The organism is Bradyrhizobium sp. WSM4873 (assembly GCF_055811355.1).
Map to the genome: position 1 here is coordinate 33,266 of NZ_JBVVPS010000034.1, position 23,690 is coordinate 56,955.

Genomic DNA, 23,690 nt, shown 5'->3' on the forward strand with positions numbered 1-23,690 from the left:
TGCCTTGTCAGAGACGAAGGCAAGTCGGGAGTCCGGTATCGAGCCGACGACATCTACGGTGCGATGTTCAATATCGAAGCCCAGTCGGAGATTCATTTGCTATTCGCCAACGTGCGACATCCAACCTGCGCTGTTGGAGCCAACCCAGCTTTCCTGAGCTGACCGTGCCCGAACATGGACTGTCGGCTGTCCTTGGGAGGGATCGGTCAAATGACACGACCGCGCCGTCTCGTGCTCGCGGACTCCAGTAACCACGGCGCAAGGAGTTGATGGGCTAGATGACTTTGGTTGCGACATTCTGCATAGTTTCACGTCGTTCTCACTGTATTGAGTACGCGCGGTCAACTCTGCTCCACCATCCCCCGAGCCAGGTTGGAGCAGCCAGTACGCGGCCACCCTATTTGAGATTGTCCGGAACCGCACGTCCAAGGCAACCCGCATAACACGGGAGCGCTGGGTCGAACTGATCGATGCAACGCTTGCGTGCCAAATAATGGACAGGTCACCGCCCATCAGTGCGGCAGAAATGCTCGTGAGTAGCCTGTCTACCACCATATAAGAAGAGCAGTTGAGGCCGCCGAAGGCCGGCCCAGTATTGAGGATAGTTCCGAAACATCCCTGCCGATCGTAAAGCGTTCCGCACGCGGAAGGTGCGTGTTGTCGTTCACTTATGCAGCGTCGAGGTTCGATCTGGCAGTCTTCTACCGGTTGCGCCGCCGCCGACGTGGATCCCATGCTTTATTGGGCTAGCATAATGAACAGAACTTGTTGTTCTTAAAAGAAGGAGGTGGCCGGTTCAGAAAATGCTGAAGGGGAGTTAAGAATGTCCGATCTCGAATGCTTCAAGCCATCGATCCGTGACTCCTCAACATCAATTCTTGCGAAGCATACCGCACAAGTAGCGGTCATGTTCACGACGACCGAACGCGACCAAGACTACCACGGCCTTTGGGGCCCGGGGACGCATGCGCGCCTACTCGTCCACTGAACGCACCAGCTCTACCGAAGCCACGCTGCCACTGGTCCTGCACCTTTTTGTTGTCTGCACAGCATGATCCGGAAGAGTGGAATCCGGGTTTCCAACCAGATCATGCTCAAACCGAAATGGAGGAAAATGTGAGTAACGACCCGTGCTCGCGATTGTCGGCGGCCACAGGCGCGGGGGGCGCCGAATTCACGCCTCCACGGACAAACGCGGCTTTCGCCCCGGCGGGCTGAAGCGCTGGCCAGCTCCCGCTCGGCCGGCAAGACGATGTCGTTCTGGAGTAAGGGCGTCGTGATCGAGGAGCTGACGACATCGCCCTGTTCTCGGATGGCAACGGCATCTCCAGAACGGACGCGCCGATCGCGGTCAGGGCAGGCGCTGTCGTGATCGACAACTCCTCCGCTTTCCGAATGGATCCGAACCTGCCACTGGTGATCCTCGAGATCAATGCGGCCCGCGTCCGCGACCGCAAGGGCATCATCGCCAACCCGAAGTGCGCCGCGATCACCGCGCTGGTGCTGCTTTGGCCAATCCACCAGAAGAACCGCACCAAGCGCGTGATAAGCGCAACTTACCGGGCCGCCAGCGGGGCCGGCGCCGCTGCGATGGAAGAGGTTGCTGAAATTCACGCGTGTCAATCTCAATAGCCAACTTTCAAGATCTTCGAGGACGGGATAATCGTGACTGGTGTGACCTGCATCCGCGTACCCGTGCTGCGCGCCCATCAACTTCGAATGCGAGAAGCCGATCACCCAGCAGCATGTGCGCCCGATCATGGCGCAAGCGCCCGGCGTGAAGGTCGTCCGACCGCACCAAAACGAGATCCGATACCAATCGCCGCCGCTGGCCAGGGTGATGTTCTGGTCGGCCGCATCCACAAGGACCTCAGCGATCCCTCAGGGCATCCGATCTCGATATTCGTTGCGTCGGATCAACTGCTCAAAGGCGCGGCGCTGAACGCCATGCAGATCGCAGGGCTGTTGCTGGGCCTGTCATCAGGCGCACGCCGAGACGATAGGTCAAGGCCTGGGTGGCCGAAGCCGATGCTGACGGGAAATCCACCCGCCTGCTCGACCTCGCGGGTGCTGCTGATTACCGCGACGGGTACTCGGGCACTCCTACACAGTTGGCAGCACCTCCACCCCTTTGGCGACCACTCCGTCCTCCACACTCCCAGCGGCGGATTCTGTCGGGCGATTTCGCACGTACGCTACCGCGCTTCCGGGTCGGCGCGAGTTCTGCATCCACGTGTGGTCGCTGCAGTCGCGGATGCCGCCGGCTTCCGCAGCACAGACATCGCGCAGCCCCGGAATGTCCGGATCACCGGCGGTCCCTCCGTGAACATCAGCATAGTGATCGCTCCTCGCGCGACATCTCAGCGCCGCTCAGGCCGGCAAAGGCCTGGAGCGCAACGCCAAAGCCAATCCACACACCGTCGATCGGCCTTTGAAGTGTGACCGCGACCATGAACCGGTCAAACTGAGAATGTCCTGATCACGATAGACCCGCTCAGTCGGACCGTCGCGGTGAGCCGGCCTCAGCGTGATGACGACAGTGCTCTTGGCCAACACACGACCAGCAGAGTGGGCATGTCATCTTCCCGAAAAGCTGGGCCGGAAGTGCATCGTCAAGGTTTGAAAGAGCCCGCCGCAGGCGACGCGTTTGCAGTGACTCACTTTGCGGCGGACTGTCGAGCTGGCGAGAAAGGGGTCTGAGGCGATGCCTCAGACTGGGCGATTTTCGCTTCTGTTCTTCACCGGCTCCATTTTGGCTAGGCCGTCCTCGTATGAGATCTCCGTGTATGATCCATCGATTTCCTTGGCGGCATCGAGCAAGTAGTCGAGCCTCGCGGCGGTACCGAGCTTCTTGAGGTCGTTCTTGTCGATGCCGGCGAGGTCCATCATCTCCTTCCATACGGTTGATTCATTGCAAGGCAGAATGCGGAAGGTGATGTCGCCTATTTTAGTGCGGTACTTCGCGAGCAGATCAATGTTGTTGCAGAAGATGAAATAGCTGCCGTTGGGGCTCAGCCTGCCATCCAGCACCTTCGCGGCCTCGGGTAGATAAGCGAAAGAATGCAGATATCCGGCAAGGACTGGGATGGCTGGTTCGCCTTCTTGTGCGATTGCAAGAACTTGTTCGATGGAATAATCCGGTGGTCGTTTTTCGTCGGCGAACTGGGCTTGGAACTTCAGCGCGATGTCGCCTCGAAATCCAAATCGCCCCGACTTCGTTGTTTCACTCTTAAGCACCGCATTCAGCAATCGCCCCTCCTTGTCCAGCGGGCCAAGAGCGGTGTTGTCGATCGAGGTCATGGAAGCCTCCTCATCAATTTGTGGTGTGCACGGGTCGCCCAATGCGACGTGCCCCTACCTTTCTGCAAGTTGTTTGCCGTCCGCGATGTCTGCAGCGACGTAGAGCATAAACGGCGGCTTGGCGCGATTTGCGTGGATACCTGCTGCCACCATCACGAGGCCTCGCACGCATGACATCCTGCTGCCGGAAAACCGCCTGTCGCGAACCCGACAGGTCGCAAATCGAGCGGTGGGCCTCTGCAACAGAAGCTGGTTTCACCTGCATCTCGACTGGCATGGGATTTGCCATTTGTGCTTTGCGAGAGAACTGAGAACGAGCCAGAGATGATCAACCTAACGGATAGCGCTATCAACGCACTGAAGGCCGCAATCTCCTCGACTGCGCAGCCGGCAAGCGGTTTACGGATCATGATCGAAGGCGGCGGCTGCCAGGGATTCACATATAAAATGGGTCTTGCTCATGAGCCAAGCTCCGATGAGACCGTGTTCGAGCAAGGCGGGATTAAAGTCTTTGTCGACAACGCGAGCCGGGCGCATCTCAACGGCACCACGATCGATTTCGTGGTGTCGCTCGAAGGATCAGGATTCCGCTTCGATAACCCAAATGCCAAATCGAGCTGTTCATGCGGAAAATCGTTCAGCTGAGTCGCCTTGGTACGCTTGGCAATGGAATGAGCATCGAACATGGGCGTGAAGGCTGAACGGACGAAGCAGTCTTCGACTATCGAGCCTTTCGATCGCGAGCGGATTGTCCGCGCCGTGCTCGATGAGAGTCGGGGACATTGTGAGCTCGTCGCAATAGACGGCAACAAGATCATGGTCGGGCTCGCTGGCGCTTGCATGGTATGCAAGCTTCCGGGCACGACGCTCGCGGTCATTCAGGCGGGCCTGAGCGAGCGGCTCGGACAGTGTGTCCGCCTGATCCCGCTGCCCGGAGCTGCCAAAGTGAGGGCTTAAATGCAGAGCGAACTCTCCGTGCAGCCGATTTACCTAGACAATAACGCCACGACCCCTGCACATCCCTTGGTGGTCGCCGCAATGCTTCCATTCTTCTCTGGGCAATTCGGCAATGCGTCGTCCGGGCATGCATTCGGCATTGAGGTTGCACCCGCATTGACGCAGGCGCGCCGAAATGTGCAGGCTCTCATTGGCGCGGCATTCGATCACGAGATCGTTTTCACCTCCGGCGCGACGGAATCTGACAACACTGCAATCCTGTCCGCGCTCGCCGTGCAGGAAGGACGCGACGAGATCGTCACAACCGCCGTTGAGCATTCGGCCGTGCTGTCTCTTGCCGAGGAGCTAGGCCGACGAGGAATCAAGATCCATGTCATTCCGGTCGATGCAAGCGGTCGATTGGACATCGAGAGTTATGGCAATGCCTTGTCGGAGCGTACGTCAGTCGCCTCGATCATGTGGGCCAATAATGAGACCGGTACGATTTTTCCGGTGAAGTCCCTCGCCAAGATGGCGCGCTCAGTCGGCGCGCTCTTTCACACCGATGCAGTCCAGGCCGTCGGGCGGATTCCCATTGACCTGAAGACGACGGACATCGATATGCTGTCGCTCTCCGGCCACAAGCTCCATGGTCCGAAGGGCGTCGGCGCGCTGTATGTGCGCAAGGACATTAAGTTCCGGCCGCTGATCTTCGGCGGCGTGCAAGAGCGGCGTCGCCGCGCTGGCACCGAAAACGTCCCAGGCATTGTTGGCCTCGGCAAGGCGGCGGAACTCGCGGCGGCACACCTCATACAAGATCAGATCCAGATTTGCGCCCTTCGCGACCGGCTGGAGCGCGGCATTCTCGCGCTCGGCGGTTGCATCGTGCTTGGTGATATCAAAAACCGCCTGCCAAATACCTCTAACATTGCCTTCGAGCGTCTCGAAGCGGAGGCCATCGTCCACCACCTGAATCGTGACGGAATTGCCACCTCACTCGGTTCAGCCTGCGCGTGCGGCTCGATGGAGCCGTCCCATGTCCTGCGCGCGATGAGAGTAGCGCCGGCGTTTTTGCGCGGTGCGGTTCGCTTCTCGCTCTCGCGAGAGACGGCGCTGGATGAGATCGATCGTGTGCTGCAAGTCCTGGCGCACATTACTTCCGAACAGAGAGCCCTGTTGCGTGCGTGTCAGGAGCGTGCGGGCGAGAGTTCGCAACCTGCAGAGCCCCTATGAAGGTCATGATTCGTCGTTCGCCTGAGACAGGCCTTTCGATTTATGTACCCAAGAAAGATCTTGAGGAGCCGATCGTCGGCTGGGAGCACGAGACGCTGTGGGGTGGTTGGATTAAAATCGCAAACGGCTGGGTGCTCGACCTACCGGCGATGGCGAGCGACACCACCCTACCAATCACCATAAACGCCAAGAAGCGCGGCGGCGAAGCAACCGAAAAATGAAACTCCGTGTCTATGGACGTCGTCAAACTGGGATGTCCAGGGAAGTCTGGCGGGCGCGGTCAGCGCGTACCGGTCAACGCGACAGCCCATGCAGGCTTGTTCGGAACCAAGATCGTGCTGCCGCGCGCTGCCAAAGGCAGTATCTTGGCCGGGGCGCAGCATCGAGGCATCCGGCCAGCGGGATGGCATTGGTGGGGAGGCCTTCGCGACCTCCCCTTTTCGGCGGCCGCCAGGCCGCTCGTTGCATTCCGCGCGTCTTAACAGCGTCAGGCCAATGGCTGGACTCCATAAGGTTCAGCTTTGAATGGTTGAGTCGCGCGCCGGCCCAGATCGCAGGCTCAGAAGTATCAACCTTCGTGATGATCCCTGACCCTGGCGAGCGGGCGTTTCTCTTCACCTGGTTGACAATGCCCTTCCGGAGCATCACGCAGGGGTCCGCGTGATCTTCCATGGCATAGGTCAGTCACAGGACTGCTTTCTCTGCTTCTAGGCTCGCCTTATCAACCTGTCCTTCAAAGCGCCCCGGACGTCTTTTGCGGATTGTGCTTTGCCTAGGCGTCACGTTCTGACGGAAGATCAACTTTCAAACGACGCCACCCGCCTGCCGTTTGCCGAAGCCATAGCTGAAGCTGCCTGCCGGGCCTCAAAACAATGGTGTCAGCGCTGTTGTGATCGCAACCCTTGTCAGCTTTCCAACATGAATTGATAAAGCTAAGGGCTTAGCTAAGTACTTGAAAGCGAAATGTTAAATTCATCCTGCAGGAATGGCACGCCAGTTGCTCTTGGCTTTCCAGAAAGACTCTGGGGATGCTTGCCGAAAGGGTTCGGCTTGCGAAGAGAATTGGAACAATGAGTACTTCAGCGCAACACCAGGTATCCTGCGGCGGCGAGATCAGCGAGACCATGCAAGTCATGGCGACGCACAAGGGCTGCGGTACGATCGGTGGCAGCGGTAAGGCAAGCTGCGGATCTCAGGCTGGCATCGCCAATCTGCCAATTGAGATCTGGGAAAAGGTGAAGAACCATCCGTGTTACAGCGAGGAGGCGCACCACCATTATGCCCGCATGCATGTCGCCGTCGCACCCGCCTGCAATATCCAATGCAATTACTGCAATCGTAAGTACGATTGCGCTAACGAATCGCGGCCTGGCATTGTCAGTGAAAAGTTGACGCCGGTGCAGGCCGCCAAGAAGGTGCTGGCGGTCGCTTCCGCGATCCCTCAGATGAGCGTGGTCGGCGTTGCCGGTCCTGGCGATCCGCTCGCGAACCCGGACAAGACATTCAGGACATTCGAGCTCGTCAATAGGCTCGCGCCAGATCTCAAGCTGTGCCTCTCGACGAACGGCCTTGCGCTACCCGATCATGTCGACACAATCGCGAGACTCAAGGTCGACCACGTGACGATCACGATCAACATGATCGACCCCGAAATTGGTGCAAAGATCCATCCGTGGATCTTTTACGGCCACAAGCGCTGCACCGGCATTGAAGCCGCAAGAATACTCAGCAATCGACAGCTCCAAGGGCTGGAGATGCTCACCGCGCGCGGCGTCCTGTGCAAGGTCAACTCGGTGATGATCCCGGGGATTAACGATCAGCATCTGGTCGAGGTTAACAAGGCCGTGAAGTCGCGCGGCGCCTTCCTGCATAACGTGATGCCGCTGATATCGTCGCCGGAGCATGGGACCGTCTTCGGCCTCAGGGGGCAACGCGGCCCGACTGCACAGGAAGTGGTAGCATTGCAGGATAGCTGCGAAAGCGAGATGAACATGATGCGTCACTGTCGCCAGTGCCGGGCCGACGCCGTCGGACTGCTCGGGGAGGACCGCGGCGCGGAGTTCACCATGGAAAAAATCATGGCGATGGACATCAAATACGACGAGCGGGCCCGGAAGGAGTATCAGGCTAAGGTTGAGAAGGCGCGCACCGCGAACCTTGTGGCCAAGCAGGAGGCGCTTGCGCGGCTCGCCAGCGCGTCCAGCGAAATCAAGGTGCTGGTGGCGGTTGCAACCAAGGGCTCGGGATTGATCAACCAGCACTTCGGTCATGCCAAGGAGTTCCAGGTCTACGAGCTCTCGACTTCAGGCGCAAAATACGTTGGTCATCGAGCAATCCATTCCTATTGCCAAGGTGGTCATGGCGAGGACAGCAAGCTCGAAATGGCCATCGGCGCCATCAAGGATTGCCACGCCATATTCGTGTCAAAGATCGGCGGCTGCCCGAAGGCCGAATTGATCAAGGCCGGCATAGAGCCGGTCGATCGGTACGCCTGCGAGTTCATCGATGGCTCGGTCACCGCCTGGTTCAAACTCTATCTCGATAAAGTCAATGAGGGGAAGATCCATCACGTTGAAAGGGTCGATGCAGCGGCCCGCTACAACGCGCTGACTTCCGCCGCCTGAGGATGGGTTCAAGTAATGCCGTTCAAGATCATCGCGTCGCAATGCACGGGCTGTTCGGCGTGCGAAACGCAATGCCCGAACCTCGCTATTTCCGAGCGAGCCGGCGTTTTCCTGATTGATCCTGAGAAATGCACCGAGTGCGCCGGCTACTTTGACGAGCCACAATGCGTGGCGGTTTGCCCCGTTGACAATACATGCGTGCTCGACGCGGCGCTGCCGCGTCACCAGGAGCCTACTTGAGCGCCACGTTGGATGTCATGACGACACTAGCGGTTCAGAAACTCGGGCGGTTGATGCTCCGCATTGACGGGCGGCGGCCGCGGCTGTGCGAGACGTTGTATCGAACTGTGGAACGGGGACGACAGCATGAGCAACATCGCCCGCGATAGTGAGATCGTCGAGCTGACGGACGCCCCCTTGTTTGACTATGGCGACAAGGTGCGGGCCAACCGCACCATCCGCAACGACGGCACTTATGTGGGCAAGGAGATTGGTGAGGTTCTGGTCAAGAAAGGTGAGCTTGGCTATGTCGTCTCGATCGGCACGTTCCTACAACAATTTTATGTCTATGGGGTCGAATTCCTCGGCTCCGGCTATCGCGTCGGCATGAAAGGCAAGGAGCTCGATCTAGTCAGGCGAAGCCGCGAAGGCGAGGAGCCTTCCTTGCCAGGAGCGGCATCCCGATGATCGAACCAAGACTGCCAAGATACCAGTCAGGCCAACGTGTCAAGGCGGCGATAGATCTGCTCAATGACGGTTCCTTTCCGGACGCGTCGCCGGAAGAGTGTCTAGTCAGCGTCGGGCACGTTGGTGAGATCGTCCAGATCGGTCGCCATACGGACGCGAACCTATTCATTTATATGGTCGACTTCGGCAAGCAGTTGGTGGTTGGCTGCATCGAGGCAGAAATTTCTGCAGTCTAGGAGGTTGCGCAATGAACGCGGCAATCATCAGAAGACATCATTCCGGCTTGCCTGCGCATCCCAACGAGCTCGACCGATGGCGAATCGTGCGCGCACTCACGAAGCGCGAGCGCTACCGATATGTCTCGCCAGAGGTGACTGCGGTTCCTGGCGGCTATCTGGTCGAGAGCCCGTGTTGCTCAGGCAATATCAATGCGGAGGGCGGCCTGGTCGAGATCGCGCTGCTGCGCCACGACAGGACTGGGGCGGCATGGCAGCTGTTCCGCAAAGATCACGGTAAGGGCGTCTGGGAGTGGCATTCGACCCATCAACGGCTTGGCTTGGCGACAACGGTTCTGAATGCCGATCCTGAACGTTTATTCTGGCGATGAGGATTTGTGGATGGTGTGCCAAGGTGAATTGACCATGATTGAGCAGACGCTCGCCGCTATTGACACAGGCTCTGAGCCCTGCCTGACGCTCCGGCAGAAATTTCCACATCTTGCCTGGATTTGTTGCGACGCCTCCGACATGACGCACACTCCGTTCCGCCGGTTTGGCCAGTTCGACCTGCATTTACTCGACCGCGGAGATCAATGTGCGCAGATCACGAATGATCCGCGGCGCGCCAGCGGCATTGTGCTGGCCAAGCGCTCTGCCATGTCATGATCAAGCAATCGCTGCCGGTGCCAGGCTCACAGGGCGCTAGGCCCGCGGGTTTTTTGCCATGCCGTCGTGCCCGGCCTGGCGAAATATCACGATCAGGTCGCTCGCTCGTTCATCGGGTCCATGACACGGGGCAGGCGATGGTCTCGCATCTTGTTCGCTGAGGATGGCATTTCCTGGCTATCTCTACGTGGCCCCTTCGATCAAGAACACTGCGGCGGTCAAATGAGGAAGAGCAAGCCGTGCTCGGTCAGCTGACGAAGAAAACCTCATCCGTCGCAGGATGTCCGCAGAACCGAGCAGGTATGAGAGGACGTTTATTCTTCGCGCGGTAACGCCGCACACTCGTGAAGGCCGGTTCATCATGCGCGGGAGCACAACGATCGTCCTGGCCGATCCAGCGAGCGCTTTCGAGTTGTTGTTTGAAGGACCGAATCGAGCATCCCTGTCTCGATAGCTTGCTTCCATGTTGAACCGCCTGGCGCGCGTCGGGAATCGGGTTGGTCACGCGGATAAAGATACAGAAGGACAGAGAACAAATTCGCGTGTAGTTCATGTTCTTATCTGGAAGATAAAAGCCCGCTTGAATAGTTGCCGATGGTCATTGATATGGTAATGGGAAGCGGTTGCGTCGTTTTTCAAAAACAAGTCGCTGCAGATAGATGTGCAAAGCGAAATCGGAGAACATGACGTGGCGAAAAGCACCAAGCGCAAAGAATATAGTAAGGACGAGGTCAAGCTGCTCAAGGCGCACTCAAGGGCCCGCACCCCTGTAGCTAGGGTTTCAAAGCTTATGAAGCGATCCGAAGGCTCCCTAAGGCAGAAAGCGTCCACCTTGGGGATTGGCTTGGGTCACCAGCGCTGAGATGGGATCAAGCTTCGGAAATCGACCGGTGTGATGATCGAGACCGTCAGGCGGCGTGCGATTACTGGCCAGTTGGTCGTCTCAGGCTCGGCGCCGACGGTTGGGTCGCGCGGCGAACGAGCTGACCGGCTTCTCCGTCGATCCGGTTACTTGACCTAAACCCGACCGATTGTCGTGTTCAATCAGCGACTCAAGCGAATCGCTCGTCGCAACGTGCTGCTTAGGCGCTGAATATAGATTTGCCGGGCCCGGAAAATACGTTGTGCGAGCGCGTCGATCGACGGCAGGCACACGTCGTTCGCGGCTAAGCCATCTGCCGCTGCGTCCATCCTTCTCAAGGCGCGGCGACTGAAACCTAGAATGCCCCAAGCGGGAGAGATTGGTACCCTGTTTCCGACCCCGTGGGCGCTGGATCGCCCCCTTGAAGTTGCATGCCGGTAAGCCGCAGACAAAAGAGAACCGCGGTCCGGCCTACGACGAAGTATAAGGAACTCCGGCGGGAGATGTGCGTCCGGCAGGCGTAGAAGCGTACAAGCGTACAAGCGTTTGTATGTTCATGGGCAGCCGCGCTGGCATCCGCTTGTGTTCGAGATGATGTGAGGTGAGCGAAGCGGCCGTGAACGCTGTTCATCGTCGTGATCGACACCGTGGATATCGCCGCCGCGACTGCCGCGCGAATATCGCGGCGGCGGCGTCAGAGTTCATGACCGGTAAAGAGACCTGAATTGCGGGTCGCACGCGCTAGCAGTGTTTGCGGCAGCATCGTCTCACCTGACCTCATCGAAGAACGATTGCGTCTGACGTCCCGCGGCCGGAACGCTCGTCCAACTGCACGATCGATATGTTGCCTCAGGCAATTTTAAGCGTGTCGCCGCCGATTTCGCGGTTGCAAGGGCAGAGCTCATCAGTCTGTATCGCATCCAGAACGCGTAACGTGTCGGTGGGGCTGCGGCCGACATTGAGGCTAGTCGCATAGACATGCTGGATCGTGTTCTCAGGATCGACGATGAAGGTATAGCGATGTGCGATGCCATCACGCGAGCGCACTCCAAGGCCATCGACCAGTGCGCCCTTGGTGTCGGCAAACTGCCAGATGGATAGACGGTGCAGGTCCTTATGGTCACGCCGCCAGGCGAGCTTGCAAAACTCGTTATCGGTCGACCCACCAAGCACGATTGCGTCGCGACCGGCGAAATCCTTCGTCAGGCGGGCAAACTCGGCGATTTCGGTCGGGCAGACGAATGTGAAATCCTTCGGGTAAAAGAAGATGACTTTCCATTTTCCGGGGAAACTTCTCTCAGTCAGCGTCTCGAAAGCGCTTTGCCCATCCTCCTCCTGCAGGTGAAAGCCGGGCTTCACGCCTATGATGTCGAACGGCGGCAACTTACTTCCAATTCCAAGCATATTGTCCTCACAACATCGGGTCACACGGAACATCGTTCCACGACTGAGCAAGCAATATGCCACCCGATCTGGCGGCAAGTGCCCGCCATGCCCGTCGTGGAACATTCGCCTTTGATGGTGGCGATGTCCTCGAGCCCGATCTGCAACATGTCGTCTCCTCAATTGTCTCGGGCGTAAGGCGCGGGATTTCCCGTTTGTGCTCCTTGGCCGGCGCTCGCAGTGGAATCCGAGCGCCGAGGCTTTGTCGGGTTTCTGTCAGAGCCCTTGCGGCTGTCCGGTCCGCCACAGCACGCCGGCGTCCGAGGCCACGCTGTTAGTCGAGGGTGATCAGAGGCTTAATGCAGGTGCGAAGGAAATGGCACGCCAGTTGCTAACTGGATGGAGCAACAACGAGCGAGGGCTGAGGGCACGCCGACGCTGATGGCGAGCGATGGCCTCCTTCCCGAAACTCGTGTGCCCATGGTTTCTACGAGAGAAACAGGCTCGCGCATTCGGCGCGAAAAAATTAGCAATCGGTTGATGGAGAGCAACATGTCTTCGCTGAGACAAATCGCGTTTTATGGCAAGGGTGGCATCGGCAAATCGACGACGTCGCAAAATACGCTGGCGGCCCTTGCTGAGCTGGGCCAAAGGATTCTGATCGTCGGCTGCGATCCCAAAGCGGACTCGACTCGCCTCATCCTGCACGCCAAAGCGCAAGACACCATTCTGAGCCTGGCGGCGAATGCCGGCAGCGTCGAGGACCTCGAAATCGAGGACGTCATCAAGCTCGGCTACAGGGACATTCGATGCGTCGAGTCCGGTGGTCCGGAGCCGGGGGTCGGCTGCGCCGGACGGGGCGTGATAACGTCCATCAACTTTCTGGAAGAGAATGGCGCTTATGAGGACATCGACTACGTCTCTTACGACGTGCTCGGCGACGTCGTCTGCGGCGGCTTCGCGATGCCTATCCGTGAGAATAAGGCACAGGAAATCTACATCGTGATGTCCGGCGAGATGATGGCGATGTATGCCGCCAACAACATCTCCAAGGGTATTCTGAAGTATGCGAATTCCGGCGGCGTGCGTCTCGGCGGGCTGATCTGCAACGAGCGGCAGACCGACAAGGAGCTGGAGCTTGCCGATGCTCTTGCCAAGAAGCTCGGTAGCCGGCTGATCTACTTCGTGCCGCGCGACAATGTCGTGCAGCACGCGGAGCTGCGCCGAATGACGGTGCTGGAATACGCGCCGGACTCGAAGCAGGCGGATCACTATCGCAATCTCGCGACCAAGATCCACAATAATGCCGGACAAGGCGCTATCCCGACGCCAATCAGCATGGACGAGCTCGAAGATATGCTCATGGAGCACGGCATCATCAAGCCCGTCGACGAGAGCCAGGTCGGCAAGACCGCTGCCGAGCTCGCCGCTATTTCGGCATAGTTCATGTTGTCGGCCTTCTCGATCCGGGAAGGCCGACATCGTCCACTCAGAAGCTGTGCGAAAGTTATGATCGGCACACAAGGAAAAACAGCCGACACGATCTCATCTCGCGTATCGGTAGCTCACGCCGCCGAGCAGCGCGACGCGAGTGAGCTCTACCAGCTTCTGACCGGGCGCCATCCGGCAGAAGTCGACATCAGCGACAATGATGACTTCGATCACCATGTGCTCGCTTGCATTCTGGCCACATCAGCCATGGGTGGCGGCCAACTTCCCGAGCGGGCTGGCTTGACCAACCAGGAGCTCAATGCGCTGTTGGTGCAATACTTCCCATCCACCCCGGTCAGGAGCTGTACCTGGCGCGATCAGTCCGCCTTACCGGCGCCTGACGAGACAGTTATGATACGCGACCTCCTGCTTGCGCAACGTTCCACTCATGGCGAGGTTGGCGGCTGGCTCGCGACGATGATCGCGCGGCGCGCCATGGAGCCTAATCACTTGTGGGAAGATCTCGGTCTGCGGAAGCGGGATGAATTGTCCCGTGTCCTCATGCGCCATTTCAGGCCGCTGGCGGCTCGCAATACGAAGAACATGCGCTGGAAGCGCTTCTTCTATCGCATGCTATGCGAAGATGACGGCCTGGTGATGTGTACCACGCCGGTCTGCACGGAATGCAATGATTTTGATCTTTGCTTCGGCGAAGAGAGCGGGGAGAGCCGGATGGCCGGACGTCGGCGGGATCATCTGCGCCGCCTTGATGACACCGTCCAAGCCGTCCCAAGCTTGAAAGGCTGAGTTCATTATTGATACCCCTCTTTGGCGCCATTGCGGGTATATCCTACGAGCTTTCGGCCACCTGTCGCATGGGGGTGAAAACAGACCGGGGCAAACGATTGCGCGTACCCGACCCACGGGCCGAGGCGGCGTCTGATGATCGCGGGTTGATATCTGGCGGAGCCGACAACGCGCCGCTGAAGAAGTTGCCGTCGCACTCAGACAGCTCTGTTGCGTTGATACCGGCGTGCTGCTATCCGAACTGGAAAAAAGTCGCGGTCGTCGTTGCAGCCGCTGCGTCCCGTACCGTCCCGCTCAACAAGGCGATTGTCGACGAGCATGTCTTTAACAATGAATCCGGCATCCACGTCCACGGGCTGTTAAAGGACCTGGCGCAGCTACGAAGGGCTAGACCCGGGGCTGCTCGAGCGCTCCCCCCGGATTGTGATCGGCAAGCATTCAGGGTTCGCCGCGATTACCTTGCTGCTATCGTGCAACTTTCTTTCGGCGCCGAGCAAAGCGAAACCATCCCCGCGCCCGTCCGCAAGCATGCCATCGAGCACCAAGGTCTGGTTGCGCAGGAAACGGGGGTGGCGATTTGGCGCGACATTCACGAGAGCTCGCTCGTCAACAGCGAATCAGCCACGCGCGTCGCGCGATCGGTTGAAACATTCCAGCCTGGTCGTTTCTGGGCGCGGATCGAGATGGAGGTTGAGAATGACGACGGACGGGATCCTTGCGCGATTGAACAAGGCCTCGGCGGCAGAGGATTTTTTTGCACTGCTCGGCGTCGAGTACGATGCGAAAATCGTCGATGTGGCGCGGCTTCACATCCTGCGTCGCATGGGCCAATATCTCGCAGGCGAGGAGTTGACTGGTGCATCTGATCCTGAGATCACCGCGCGTTGCAAGGCCACGCTTGAGCGCGCCTATGCCGACTTCGTCACGTCCTCCCCGATCGAACAGCGCGTATTCAAGGTGCTGAAGGATGCGACCGCACCACAAGCGAACATGCATCCCGCATTGGTCCAGCTCGATTTGTTGGAGTGAATTGAGCTTACATGTCGTGCTCTGGACCGTGAAGGTCCCGAGAGCCTGACAGCAAGCCATGGCTTCGAATTCAAGCGGAAAGCTGCAGTTGCGGCCTCGCGGATCCGCAGTTCATCACCACGGCTCCTTAGGGGCCAATCACGACTCGCCGCCGATATTTCCATCCTTTCGAGCTGGTACGCAGGTGTACCTATCTCCTGCAATCATGCGCCGGCAGCGGGACCGCACATGTTGCGCGGAAAACTCAGCAAGGTTCAGATGAGTGTCTTCTGTCGCATTCCGGACACGGGTCAGTACGGTCTCGAATGTTTCGACCTCGTGAGAGGCCGCCAATCCGACTTACTTCTTCAGTAAGATTTTGAAATAGCGGCCAATTTTCATCGCCTGCGCAATTGGTACGACAATTGCTGACATATGCTCAGCTAGTTTGGAGCAGCGCATGCACGTCTTGGTTCGCATCGATTTTATTTTTGACGCCGCGCAGGTTCGCGCGCGCTGCCTGCCGGCACCATAATGCGTCGCGGCGCCAAAGCGATGGTCGCATACCTGGCTGAGCTGAAAGGTGCGTTTGATTCGTGCGCCCCCGTTGGCCGATCCCTGCCCGAGGTTTCGCGGGGAGAGCCGTTGCTCAACAGCGCCGGCCGTGCGGCGCTGTTGACCGGGCGCCTTGAGCGCCGCCCCTCCTGTCCTCGCCAGGAGTTGCGGGCCTATCGCTATGATCGGCAAGAAACAAGCGCACTCGGAGCAATGAGATCGCGCTTCCACCGGCAACGACGCGGCCGACAATCGTACCAGCCGAGCCCCTCGCAGGTCCTTGATCTGTTGCACCTCGGTTGCATCTCTAAGATGAGGAGGACCAATCGATCGGCACGCCTGACCGGCCCGGTCGGTGCCTTAGCAGTGCCGGGAACCAAACCGTCGTCCCAGAATGCCGCATCCGGAACGAACCGGAAGCGCGTGCTTCCGGGCTCGTCGTCAAGGTCCAGCAACGGCTGTATCGGCCCCACGCTGCTGCCAGGCCGTGCTGACGCGATGCGGGCCGGCATCCGGCCCGACGCTTAACTGAAGAAATCTTCAAGCGCAAATTCCAAACCTGGAGGCGGAGCATGCGCCGCTGGCGAGCCGCTACTGAAAGCGAATGGGAGTACAGATGATGAGCACCGCACCGAAAAGTGCAGCTCCGGCCGCGGGTGGTGGTCGCGCGGCGACCAAGAGGGAACTGCCCGAGCGATTTAAGCCGTATAAGCACGTCTGGGTTTTCATCGAGCAGGAACGCGGGGTTGTGCACCCCGTCTCATGGGAGCTGATGGGGGCCGGCCGCCGGCTCGCCGACAAGCTCAATGTTGACCTCGCCGCGGTTGTCATCGGCCCGGTCGGGGAGACAACGCAGCAGGCGGTCGCCGAATCCTTCTGCTACGGCGCCGACCTCGCCTATATCGTCGCGGACAATCTCTTGGCCGATTATCGCAACCAGTCCTATACGAAAGCCCTGTCAGAGCTGGTCAACACTTATAAGCCGGAAATCCTACTCCTAGGGGCAACAACACTCGGCCGCGATCTCGCCGGCTCAGTGGCCACCACATTGCTCACCGGCCTAACTGCGGACTGCACCGAGCTCGATGTCGATGCCGACGGCTCGCTTGCGGCGACCCGGCCGACGTTTGGCGGCTCACTGTTGTGCACGATCTACACACTCAACTATCGTCCACAGATGGCAACCGTCCGTCCGCGCGTGATGCCGATGCCCGAGCGCGTGACAGGCGCCGTCTCGCGCGTCATCTCGCATCCGCTCGGGCTTGTAGAAGAAGATATCGTCACAAAGGTCCTGTCCTTCCTGCCAGACCGCGATTCTGCAAAGTCCAACCTTGCCTATGCCGACGTGGTCGTCGCTGGAGGGCTCGGTCTGGGATCGCCTGAAAATTTCCAACTTGTACACCAGCTCGCGGACGTGCTTGGCGCCGAATATGGCTGCTCGCGGCCGCTGGTCCAGAAGGGCTGGGCCACCTCGGACCGACAAATCGGCCAGACCGGGAAAACCATCCGGCCAAAGCTCTATATCGCGGCCGGCATTTCCGGCGCTATCCAGCATCGCGTCGGCGTGGAGGGCGGCGACCTCATCGTTGCCATCAACACTGACAAGAACGCTCCGATCTTCGACTTTGCCCATATCGGCATCGTCACCGACGCCATTCGACTGTTGCCGGCATTGACCTCTGCATTCCGCGCGCAGCTATCGCCGCACTCGCACGACCGCATCGCTGGCTAGGGGAGCTTGTTATGATTCAGGAAAGATTCGACGCCATCGTCGTCGGTGCTGGCATGGGCGGGAACGCGGCGGCGCTTACAATGGCCGAGCGGGGTCTGAAAGTGCTGCAGCTGGAACGCGGCGAGTATTCCGGGTCGAAGAACGTGCAAGGGGCCATCCTTTATGCCGATATGCTGGAGAAGCTGATCCCGAATTTCCGAGAAGATGCGCCGCTTGAGCGGCATCTAGTCGAGCAACGCTTCTGGATCGTGGACGAGCGTTCGCACACCGGGATTCACTATCGATCCGATGATTTCAACGAGGAGAAGCCGAACCGCTACACCATCATCCGTGCCCAGTTCGATAAATGGTTCTCCCAGAAGGTCCGCGAGGCCGGCGCTACGGTGCTGTGCGAGACCACGGTGACCGAGCTCCTCCAGGATTCCCATGGCAGGGTCGTCGGGGTGCGCACAGACCGCGATGGGGGTGAAATCCATGCAGATGTTGTCGTGCTGGCCGAGGGGGTGAACGGAGTGCTCGGGACGGGTGCGGGCTTAAGAGGGCGGCCGAAACCGGACAAGGTCGCACTCGCGGTTAAGGAGATGCATTTTTTGTCGCGTGAGACAATCGATGCTCGCTTCAATCTCAAAGGCGACGAGGGGCTCGTCATCGAAGCGGCAGGAACCATCTCCCGCGGCATGACCGGTATGGGCTTCATCTATTCCAATAAGGAATGCATCTCGCTCGGTATTGGCTGTCTTGTTGCCGACTTCCAGCGTACCGGCGAGACACCTTACGGCCTGCTCGAGGGTTTCAAGCGTCACCCCTCCGTCGCGCCGCTCATCGAAGGTTCGGAAGTCAAGGAATATTCTGCGCACTTGATACCCGAAGGAGGGTACAGGGCGATCCCGCAGCTTTGCGGGGAGGGCTGGGTGGTCGTCGGAGACGCCGCCCAGCTTAACAACGCGATCCATCGCGAGGGGTCCAATTTGGCGATGACGTCGGGCCGTATCGCGGCGGAAGCGATCTGCCTTATCAGATCGCGAAAAGATCCGATGACGGCCAAAAATCTTTCACTTTACAAGAAAATGCTAACTGATTCTTTCGTGATCAAGGACCTGAAAAAGTACAAGGATATGCCGGCACTCATGCATACCCACTCGCAGAACTTCTTTCTCACATATCCGCAGCTCTTCTCCAGGGCGATGCAGGATTACGTGCGCGTCGACGGCACACCAAAGCTCGAGAAAGAGAAGCTGATGCTGAGCTCATTCATCAAGGCGCGGTCTTGGAGTGGGCTGTTTAGCGATGCCCTGCGCATTGCCCGGGCCTGGCGGTGATCCAAACCTAAGACAACGACGAACGACGGAGCCAGAAACAATGCCGAGCGAGCCATCCCAACGTGTCGAGGATAAACTATTCTACAACCGTTATCTTGTCGATTCCGGCCGTGCCCATATCAAGGTGCGTCCGCACACCACGCCATCCTCGCGGCTCTTGTCGATGTTGAAGGCCTGTCCTGCACGGTGCTACGAGCTCAGCGATAAAGGTCATGTTGAGGTGACAGTCGACGGGTGTATCGAATGCGGCACCTGCAGGGTGATCTGCGAAGAAAGTGGTGATATCGAGTGGAGTTACCCACGCGGCGGTTACGGTGTCCTATTCAAGTTCGGTTAAAACTTCGGGTGAGAGCCCTGCCACGGCGGCTACGTCGTTCTCGCGATGCAACTAAATCACGCGTGAAATCGGCTTTAACCCGGTCACGTTCAACGGGTGTCCCAATCTTTCCATCTACCCGGCGGGCCCTTGCATGTGGACAAACGCAGTTTTCGGTTTCCGCTATAATATTCCCGAAGATAGCCAAAGCGAGCGGATCCGAAGCAAGGGTGCAAACGCAACGTCGTCCGTCTCGGATCTGGTCCACGGTCTGGTTGTCTTCCGGAATATCTGGCCGGTTTCGTCCTCCCTGGAAGGTTGGCGGTGATCCGCCCGCCGCCACCGGCTCGCTGCCTATCACCTACTGACGGAATGTTGGAAGCAGGCCTTCGCTCGCCGTAGCCACGACCCGACAACATGCCATCCCGCGCCTTGTAGACTAGAAAAGCACGAGCGCATCACGAAAATAGCGCATTCTGAGTCCTTCGCGCGACCGCCGGTTCCGCGTTCGTCAGGCGGACTGCGCGCATGCACCACACAACTTTGCACTTCCATTCCGCTGTATCGCCGGGATATATCGTCCGCCGGAGAGCATGACGATGGTTCGGGTACAAAAGAGCAGGGCAGGAGCTAACGCGTGGCGAGCAGATGCAGGGCGTGAGAGTTCGATTGGCGACATCCAGGCTCGCATAGTCGTACTGAGAAGCTTGCCGCGCGAGAAACTCGCGGATGCGGCGTTCATGCTCTCGATGAATGCACGAACCCAGCGCGAGTTGATACGAGAGGCAATCGAGAAGCGCGCCGCGGTCGAGTTGGACTTTGATCCGCCGGCGAAAGGGGATTTGGCGACCTATCTCGCCAATGATGTGGTCTCGACCTTACGCGACCACGTTGCTGAACTTCCGACCTTGATGGACCTCTTGGTTCAGCGAGCGCCTGACGTCGGCTTCCGTCCATCGGGAGGAGGCCGTTTCGCTGCTCGCCGCAATCGTTCGCGAACAGCGGCTCGAAGGAGTCCTTGAAGGCCTCAGGCTCGCCGGCCTTCTGAACGAGCCAGCTAAGCATCGCCATGGCGGGTTCTGTTCAGAAGTGGATTTGGGGGAAGTTGCCGCCCGCACGTGAGTGGCGAGGGCGCTTTGAGGACAATCCCTGCAGATGGAATGTCTACAGGCAACAGCGACGTCGGATATCTCGGCGCCTGCTTGCGAGGTCAAAACCGCTTGAAATTCGCGGCGCAGTTCCTTGTCGTCCGTTTATCGCTGACGCGGAGCTGCCATGCACGCTCCATGGCAGTCCCGAGCGCGTATAGCTCGGCGACCGTCGCGTTAGTCAACCCGAGGACCGCGGTTCGGAGCTTTCATGTTCAGTTGTAGCACGCTCGGTGCGCTGCGCTCCTCGATCCTGGAGCCTTTCGCTAACAGCCAAGCAAGGGAAATCACCGAAGGAGACGTCGACCGAGCCGCGGCGATGTGTCAAAGCGGCGAAAGGCGATCGCTCATAGCGAGGCGCTCTGGTGAAATCGACCGTCCTTGTTCCGGTCATCACTGGCCGCGCGCTGGCGAACGACGGGGGAAGGGCAAGTATTCCGCGAGCTACTCGGCAACAGCGGACAAGCTCAGTGGCGGTCCGCCGCAAACTGACAAAGGGTCTTCTCGGGTCACGCTGGATCGTCGGGGTGAACGCTCTGCCGCGCGTCTGCCATACACTCATGATCGTTGATCGATTTCCGGAGAATTGCGCCGGAAGTCGCGTCGCCTATTTGCTGGGTCGCGAGCCGCACCGGGATTTCGTCGAACCTCGCGTGCACGAGCACGGCGAAGGCTTGGCCAAAACACGCCGCCGCGTGCGCCGAACAGCGTGTTCCGCGCAACTACCGGGCCTGATACGTTAGTAGGCCCGCTCAGACGCCAGGAAAGCGCCTCGCGTGCTGTGACCAGCCGCACTTCACTGAGCTGCTGCAATAGTCTGACCGCATCCGATCGCAACTTCCATCGCGATCAGCACGACTATAACCCTCCAGACGCAGCGAGCGCCGTGTCCCGATGATGCCCGTCGGCGCGTTGGCCGTTCCGGAGATGGCCCGCAGTTTGCGCTGGAGCATCTCAAGCCGCTCCTTCAATTCGTATCCGTCTTTCAGGCGCGAATAGAGCCGCTCCAGCGCCGGCTTGCCCCAGAGTGCGTCGGGCTTCTCGGCAATGGCTGCGCGGCCCGCCACACGCTGCTGGACCAGGAGCGCATCGCCGATCAGCTGGAGAATGCCCTTGGGTCCTCGCGCGGTCGGCCGCGCTCGGCTAGTTCGCGTGCAAAGGGTGTCTTCGCGCCGGCGGCCGCAGGATTTCCGATTCAAGGAGGGAGGTAGAACGATTGTTCGAAACGGCACAGGTTGAGCAAAGACGGGGCACCCATGTGTGTCCAATTTCATCCAGAGTATGTCAGCTAACTCACACGGCGAGCCTTGCGGGGACGGAACGTTTCAATGCGCAATCAGAGGCTTAAGCGCGGTGGCGCGGGTGGCATAGCTGTTGCTATCGAAGTCCCGCAGGCGGAGCGGAGGCTATGTCCACACCCGGTCCGACATGGCGGAAGCAGGACGTTAGCGGTCGACCCAGGTGCGGAAACTGAAATGCCGTTTCGAGCGGTCTCCACACAAGGCCCGAGTAAAAAGGCAAGAGGGACCTGGACCATGCATATCGAACCGGGAATAGTAACAGGCGCCAAGCTTGTGTTGAGCTACGCCATAGGCCTTGCGACGTGCTGCGTCGCCGCCAAGCTTCTGGTCGAGGCTATGCGCGAGCGGGGCGCTCTCTCATTTGCCCTGCAAGCCATCGCCGCGACGCTTGTGTTCATGTTCTTCGAGATCCTGCCGCACTTTGCGGTTGGCGTCTCCGAGGTGCGCTTCGTCCCCGGCTCGATGCTGTTTCTGTTGTTCGGCGCGGCGGCGGCTGCGTTTGGTCTTGCGCTCGGCCTGTTGCTGGAAAACATACTCTTTGTTCCGGCCGACCTGCCGCAATTTGGTATGAATGCCACGACGCTTCTGGTGCCGTTGTTTGCGATGCAGGCGCTCGCCAGTCGGCTCATCCCGTCCAACACCGCGCATCGCGATCTGCAGTACAGCAAGGCGCTTGCCCTCTCGACGGCGTATCAGTCTGGTATCGTTGTCTGCGTCACGTTTTGGGCCCTCTACGGCGCCGGCTTCGGCGCCGCCAATCTCTATAACATCGCGTGGTTCGGGGTTTCCTACGCACTTATGTCCCTGGTCCAGCTAGAGGTTGAGATGGCTGTGCTGGCGCTCGCGAAACAAGTTGGGCGGCGTGACTGCGGGCGGAGTTGTCGCCAACCGCCTGTAGAAGGCATGTTGCCGTTGATAACAACGATGGCCGTCGGAGCGCCCGTTTTGCTCAAGCGATGCATACGCTTTCCCTTACAGTTGCCGTGAGCAGCGACCGCGGACGGCGCGTGCTTGCTGCTATCGGTGCCAGAAAGGCGGCCGAGCTTATGCTCATTTCGGACAAGGCCACCGGGAAATCTTATCACGCCGACTTGCGGCCGGCCGTCTGCGCCTGCCTCGTCGCTAATCAGCGGACGCGCACGACGGAGTGCGTCCTGCCGGTGCGCGATGCAGCCGAGGCGGACTGCCGCAATGACGTGGAGCACGGGCCCGATTCGCTCAGCGCAGCAGCCGGGTCGCACAGCATCGGGGGCGAGGTTGGAGGTGAGGGGAGGGGTGCGCTGCTGATTCAGGAGGAATCATCTGTCGAGCGATCTTACCTACGGAACATTAGCACTGCTGCGATCGAGCGCCTTTGGCCACTTGGCAGCGCTCTGCTGCGCTCGTCGGGAATGGTTGCGGTCCGACGAAGAAAATCGCCATGCCAGGCTTGATCGTGGTGTTGACCATGCTCGCACTGTTCGGCATCGTCCTGGCCGGCGGGCTGACGGGGCCGGCAAAGGTCATCAGCACCGACACCCTTGAAATCAACAGAACACGCGTTCGACTCTGGGGCATTGACGCGCCGGATGAGACCCAAATGTGCCGAGATATCAAGGGCAATCCATATCAATGTGGCCTCAGGGCCGCGCGCGATCTTGAAAGCTTCGTTGAAGATCGCGAAGTCAGTTGCGTGCCAGTCCTGGAGGATGAGTGTGGACGGACGACAGCGACCTGTTCAGCTGGTGGCACCGATATTGGAGAATGGTTGGTGCGCAACGGTCTCGTGCTCGATTGGAAGCAATACTCCAGGGGACGATACCATGCTGCGCAACGCGCGGCCGATCGTGCCGGGCTGGGCTTATGGGCGGGCAGCTTTGCCGTACCTTGGTTATATCGAGCCTGCATTCGGTTGGGTGGTCGACCAGCCAGCTGTTCTGACGACGCGAACGCACATCCTTGATGGCTACCCCTACACCAGAATACGCGGTTGCTCCGCGTGAGGTGACAGTCACGGGCGAGCTGGCTCGATCGGGAGTGAGTCAAGCTCACCACTGCCGCCCAACCATGCTCAACGAGTAGGATGGTCTCGTACTCTTGGGCGGGATGGTCGGAAGCAGATGAAGACGCTCTGCCGATCATATCGTTCTGTGATGCATCTTCTCCCCTGCAGCTCCGTAGGGCA

Annotated in this window: 22 protein-coding genes and 2 pseudogenes; 20 read left to right on the plus strand and 4 right to left on the minus strand. The window is 59.2% G+C overall.

Annotated features, from left to right (window positions below; genetic code table 11):
* Window positions 1-1,104: 1,104 nt before the first annotated feature.
* Window positions 1,105-1,968, plus strand: a pseudogene (locus AC0L21_RS31525) (aspartate-semialdehyde dehydrogenase); the annotation flags it as partial.
* 741 nt (window positions 1,969-2,709) lie between these two features.
* On the opposite strand, the gene AC0L21_RS31530 reads toward AC0L21_RS31525, so the two are convergent.
* Window positions 2,710-3,300, minus strand: a complete 591-nt coding sequence (locus tag AC0L21_RS31530) for a hypothetical protein (RefSeq protein ID WP_473255564.1) — start codon at window positions 3,298-3,300, stop codon at window positions 2,710-2,712.
* A gap of 324 nt (window positions 3,301-3,624) precedes the next feature.
* Here AC0L21_RS31530 and AC0L21_RS31535 point away from each other — a divergent pair, with 324 nt between their 5' ends.
* The 10 genes from AC0L21_RS31535 (at window position 3,625) to AC0L21_RS31580 (ending at window position 9,664) form a co-directional block, all read left to right on the plus strand.
* The gene (locus tag AC0L21_RS31535; protein ID WP_473265628.1) at window positions 3,625-3,945 is read left to right on the plus strand and encodes an iron-sulfur cluster assembly accessory protein; all 321 of its coding nucleotides are present in this window, start codon (window positions 3,625-3,627) and stop codon (window positions 3,943-3,945) included.
* A gap of 39 nt (window positions 3,946-3,984) precedes the next feature.
* Window positions 3,985-4,257, plus strand: a complete 273-nt coding sequence (locus AC0L21_RS31540; protein ID WP_473265629.1) for a NifU family protein — start codon at window positions 3,985-3,987, stop codon at window positions 4,255-4,257.
* Window positions 4,258-5,469: a cysteine desulfurase NifS gene (gene nifS / locus AC0L21_RS31545; RefSeq protein WP_473255567.1), complete on the plus strand. Its 1,212-nt coding sequence runs from the start codon at window positions 4,258-4,260 to the stop codon at window positions 5,467-5,469.
* Window positions 5,466-5,690, plus strand: coding sequence for a putative nitrogen fixation protein NifT (gene nifT / locus AC0L21_RS31550; RefSeq protein ID WP_007600030.1), 225 nt, complete (start codon window positions 5,466-5,468; stop codon window positions 5,688-5,690). Before nifS ends, nifT begins: the two co-directional genes overlap by 4 nt.
* An 849-nt stretch (window positions 5,691-6,539) precedes the next feature.
* Window positions 6,540-8,093, plus strand: coding sequence for a nitrogenase cofactor biosynthesis protein NifB (gene nifB, locus AC0L21_RS31555; protein ID WP_473265630.1), 1,554 nt, complete (start codon window positions 6,540-6,542; stop codon window positions 8,091-8,093).
* 15 nt (window positions 8,094-8,108) lie between these two features.
* Window positions 8,109-8,333, plus strand: coding sequence for a 4Fe-4S binding protein (locus AC0L21_RS31560; RefSeq protein ID WP_473255569.1), 225 nt, complete (start codon window positions 8,109-8,111; stop codon window positions 8,331-8,333).
* Between the two features lie 126 nt (window positions 8,334-8,459).
* Window positions 8,460-8,780 carry a nitrogen fixation protein NifZ gene (locus AC0L21_RS31565; RefSeq protein WP_473255570.1) on the plus strand — a complete coding sequence of 107 codons (321 nt, stop codon included), beginning with the start codon at window positions 8,460-8,462 and terminating at the stop codon, window positions 8,778-8,780.
* On the plus strand, window positions 8,777-9,016 hold the full coding sequence (locus tag AC0L21_RS31570) for a nitrogen fixation protein NifZ (protein ID WP_456766231.1): 240 nt from the start codon (window positions 8,777-8,779) through the stop codon (window positions 9,014-9,016). Before AC0L21_RS31565 ends, AC0L21_RS31570 begins: the two co-directional genes overlap by 4 nt.
* An 11-nt stretch (window positions 9,017-9,027) precedes the next feature.
* The gene (locus AC0L21_RS31575) at window positions 9,028-9,387 is read left to right on the plus strand and encodes a DUF3024 domain-containing protein (RefSeq protein WP_456766230.1); all 360 of its coding nucleotides are present in this window, start codon (window positions 9,028-9,030) and stop codon (window positions 9,385-9,387) included.
* A 10-nt stretch (window positions 9,388-9,397) separates the two neighbouring features.
* The gene (locus AC0L21_RS31580; RefSeq protein WP_456769731.1) at window positions 9,398-9,664 is read left to right on the plus strand and encodes a hypothetical protein; all 267 of its coding nucleotides are present in this window, start codon (window positions 9,398-9,400) and stop codon (window positions 9,662-9,664) included.
* A gap of 247 nt (window positions 9,665-9,911) precedes the next feature.
* On the opposite strand, the gene AC0L21_RS31585 is transcribed toward AC0L21_RS31580, so the two are convergent.
* Complete coding sequence (locus AC0L21_RS31585; protein WP_473265631.1) at window positions 9,912-10,217, minus strand: hypothetical protein; 306 nt, start codon at window positions 10,215-10,217, stop codon at window positions 9,912-9,914.
* 1,158 nt (window positions 10,218-11,375) lie between these two features.
* Complete coding sequence (locus AC0L21_RS31590; protein WP_456766229.1) at window positions 11,376-11,930, minus strand: peroxiredoxin; 555 nt, start codon at window positions 11,928-11,930, stop codon at window positions 11,376-11,378.
* A 531-nt stretch (window positions 11,931-12,461) separates the two neighbouring features.
* On the opposite strand from AC0L21_RS31590, the gene nifH reads away from it, so the two are divergent.
* The 7 genes from nifH to AC0L21_RS31625 all read left to right on the plus strand — a co-directional run bounded on the left by nifH (window position 12,462) and on the right by AC0L21_RS31625 (window position 20,099).
* Window positions 12,462-13,352 carry a nitrogenase iron protein gene (gene nifH, locus AC0L21_RS31595; RefSeq protein ID WP_007600043.1) on the plus strand — a complete coding sequence of 297 codons (891 nt, stop codon included), beginning with the start codon at window positions 12,462-12,464 and terminating at the stop codon, window positions 13,350-13,352.
* 66 nt (window positions 13,353-13,418) lie between these two features.
* Complete coding sequence (locus AC0L21_RS31600) at window positions 13,419-14,147, plus strand: nitrogen fixation protein NifQ (protein ID WP_473265639.1); 729 nt, start codon at window positions 13,419-13,421, stop codon at window positions 14,145-14,147.
* 696 nt (window positions 14,148-14,843) lie between these two features.
* Entirely contained in the window at window positions 14,844-15,176 is a 333-nt protein-coding gene (nifW, locus tag AC0L21_RS31605) for a nitrogenase stabilizing/protective protein NifW (protein ID WP_473265632.1), read from the plus strand.
* A gap of 1,150 nt (window positions 15,177-16,326) precedes the next feature.
* A complete protein-coding gene (locus AC0L21_RS31610; protein ID WP_433994762.1) occupies window positions 16,327-17,442 on the plus strand; it encodes an electron transfer flavoprotein subunit alpha/FixB family protein in 1,116 nt (371 codons plus the stop codon).
* An 11-nt stretch (window positions 17,443-17,453) separates the two neighbouring features.
* Window positions 17,454-18,761, plus strand: coding sequence for an FAD-binding protein (locus AC0L21_RS31615; RefSeq protein WP_317245382.1), 1,308 nt, complete (start codon window positions 17,454-17,456; stop codon window positions 18,759-18,761).
* Between the two features lie 40 nt (window positions 18,762-18,801).
* Window positions 18,802-19,098 carry a ferredoxin family protein gene (locus AC0L21_RS31620; protein WP_007600062.1) on the plus strand — a complete coding sequence of 99 codons (297 nt, stop codon included), beginning with the start codon at window positions 18,802-18,804 and terminating at the stop codon, window positions 19,096-19,098.
* A gap of 572 nt (window positions 19,099-19,670) precedes the next feature.
* Window positions 19,671-20,099, plus strand: a complete 429-nt coding sequence (locus AC0L21_RS31625; protein ID WP_473265633.1) for a hypothetical protein — start codon at window positions 19,671-19,673, stop codon at window positions 20,097-20,099.
* Window positions 20,100-21,021: 922 nt separating this feature from the next.
* Here the strand turns inward: AC0L21_RS31625 and AC0L21_RS31630 are convergent.
* Window positions 21,022-21,387, minus strand: a pseudogene (locus AC0L21_RS31630) (RMD1 family protein); the annotation flags it as partial.
* 373 nt (window positions 21,388-21,760) lie between these two features.
* Between AC0L21_RS31630 and AC0L21_RS31635 the strand changes: the two are divergent.
* Both AC0L21_RS31635 and AC0L21_RS31640 read left to right on the plus strand, forming a co-directional pair.
* Complete coding sequence (locus AC0L21_RS31635) at window positions 21,761-22,513, plus strand: energy-coupling factor ABC transporter permease (protein ID WP_473255574.1); 753 nt, start codon at window positions 21,761-21,763, stop codon at window positions 22,511-22,513.
* A gap of 433 nt (window positions 22,514-22,946) precedes the next feature.
* The gene (locus tag AC0L21_RS31640) at window positions 22,947-23,468 is read left to right on the plus strand and encodes a thermonuclease family protein (RefSeq protein WP_473255575.1); all 522 of its coding nucleotides are present in this window, start codon (window positions 22,947-22,949) and stop codon (window positions 23,466-23,468) included.
* Window positions 23,469-23,690: the final 222 nt, after the last annotated feature.

Coding starts and splice junctions, on each gene's coding strand:
- AC0L21_RS31575 (WP_456766230.1), top strand. CDS start 9,028: ATGAACGCGGCAATCATCAGAAGACATCATTCCGGCTTGCCTGCGCAT.
- AC0L21_RS31640 (WP_473255575.1), top strand. CDS start 22,947: ATGCCAGGCTTGATCGTGGTGTTGACCATGCTCGCACTGTTCGGCATC.
- AC0L21_RS31565 (WP_473255570.1), top strand. CDS start 8,460: ATGAGCAACATCGCCCGCGATAGTGAGATCGTCGAGCTGACGGACGCC.
- nifS (WP_473255567.1), top strand. CDS start 4,258: ATGCAGAGCGAACTCTCCGTGCAGCCGATTTACCTAGACAATAACGCC.
- AC0L21_RS31530 (WP_473255564.1), bottom strand. CDS start 3,300: ATGACCTCGATCGACAACACCGCTCTTGGCCCGCTGGACAAGGAGGGG.
- AC0L21_RS31590 (WP_456766229.1), bottom strand. CDS start 11,930: ATGCTTGGAATTGGAAGTAAGTTGCCGCCGTTCGACATCATAGGCGTG.
- AC0L21_RS31580 (WP_456769731.1), top strand. CDS start 9,398: ATGGTGTGCCAAGGTGAATTGACCATGATTGAGCAGACGCTCGCCGCT.
- AC0L21_RS31570 (WP_456766231.1), top strand. CDS start 8,777: ATGATCGAACCAAGACTGCCAAGATACCAGTCAGGCCAACGTGTCAAG.
- AC0L21_RS31635 (WP_473255574.1), top strand. CDS start 21,761: ATGCATATCGAACCGGGAATAGTAACAGGCGCCAAGCTTGTGTTGAGC.
- nifH (WP_007600043.1), top strand. CDS start 12,462: ATGTCTTCGCTGAGACAAATCGCGTTTTATGGCAAGGGTGGCATCGGC.
- AC0L21_RS31625 (WP_473265633.1), top strand. CDS start 19,671: ATGACGATGGTTCGGGTACAAAAGAGCAGGGCAGGAGCTAACGCGTGG.
- nifT (WP_007600030.1), top strand. CDS start 5,466: ATGAAGGTCATGATTCGTCGTTCGCCTGAGACAGGCCTTTCGATTTAT.
- AC0L21_RS31585 (WP_473265631.1), bottom strand. CDS start 10,217: ATGAACTACACGCGAATTTGTTCTCTGTCCTTCTGTATCTTTATCCGC.
- AC0L21_RS31620 (WP_007600062.1), top strand. CDS start 18,802: ATGCCGAGCGAGCCATCCCAACGTGTCGAGGATAAACTATTCTACAAC.
- AC0L21_RS31560 (WP_473255569.1), top strand. CDS start 8,109: ATGCCGTTCAAGATCATCGCGTCGCAATGCACGGGCTGTTCGGCGTGC.
- AC0L21_RS31600 (WP_473265639.1), top strand. CDS start 13,419: ATGATCGGCACACAAGGAAAAACAGCCGACACGATCTCATCTCGCGTA.
- AC0L21_RS31610 (WP_433994762.1), top strand. CDS start 16,327: ATGATGAGCACCGCACCGAAAAGTGCAGCTCCGGCCGCGGGTGGTGGT.
- AC0L21_RS31615 (WP_317245382.1), top strand. CDS start 17,454: ATGATTCAGGAAAGATTCGACGCCATCGTCGTCGGTGCTGGCATGGGC.
- nifW (WP_473265632.1), top strand. CDS start 14,844: ATGACGACGGACGGGATCCTTGCGCGATTGAACAAGGCCTCGGCGGCA.
- AC0L21_RS31535 (WP_473265628.1), top strand. CDS start 3,625: ATGATCAACCTAACGGATAGCGCTATCAACGCACTGAAGGCCGCAATC.
- nifB (WP_473265630.1), top strand. CDS start 6,540: ATGAGTACTTCAGCGCAACACCAGGTATCCTGCGGCGGCGAGATCAGC.
- AC0L21_RS31540 (WP_473265629.1), top strand. CDS start 3,985: ATGGGCGTGAAGGCTGAACGGACGAAGCAGTCTTCGACTATCGAGCCT.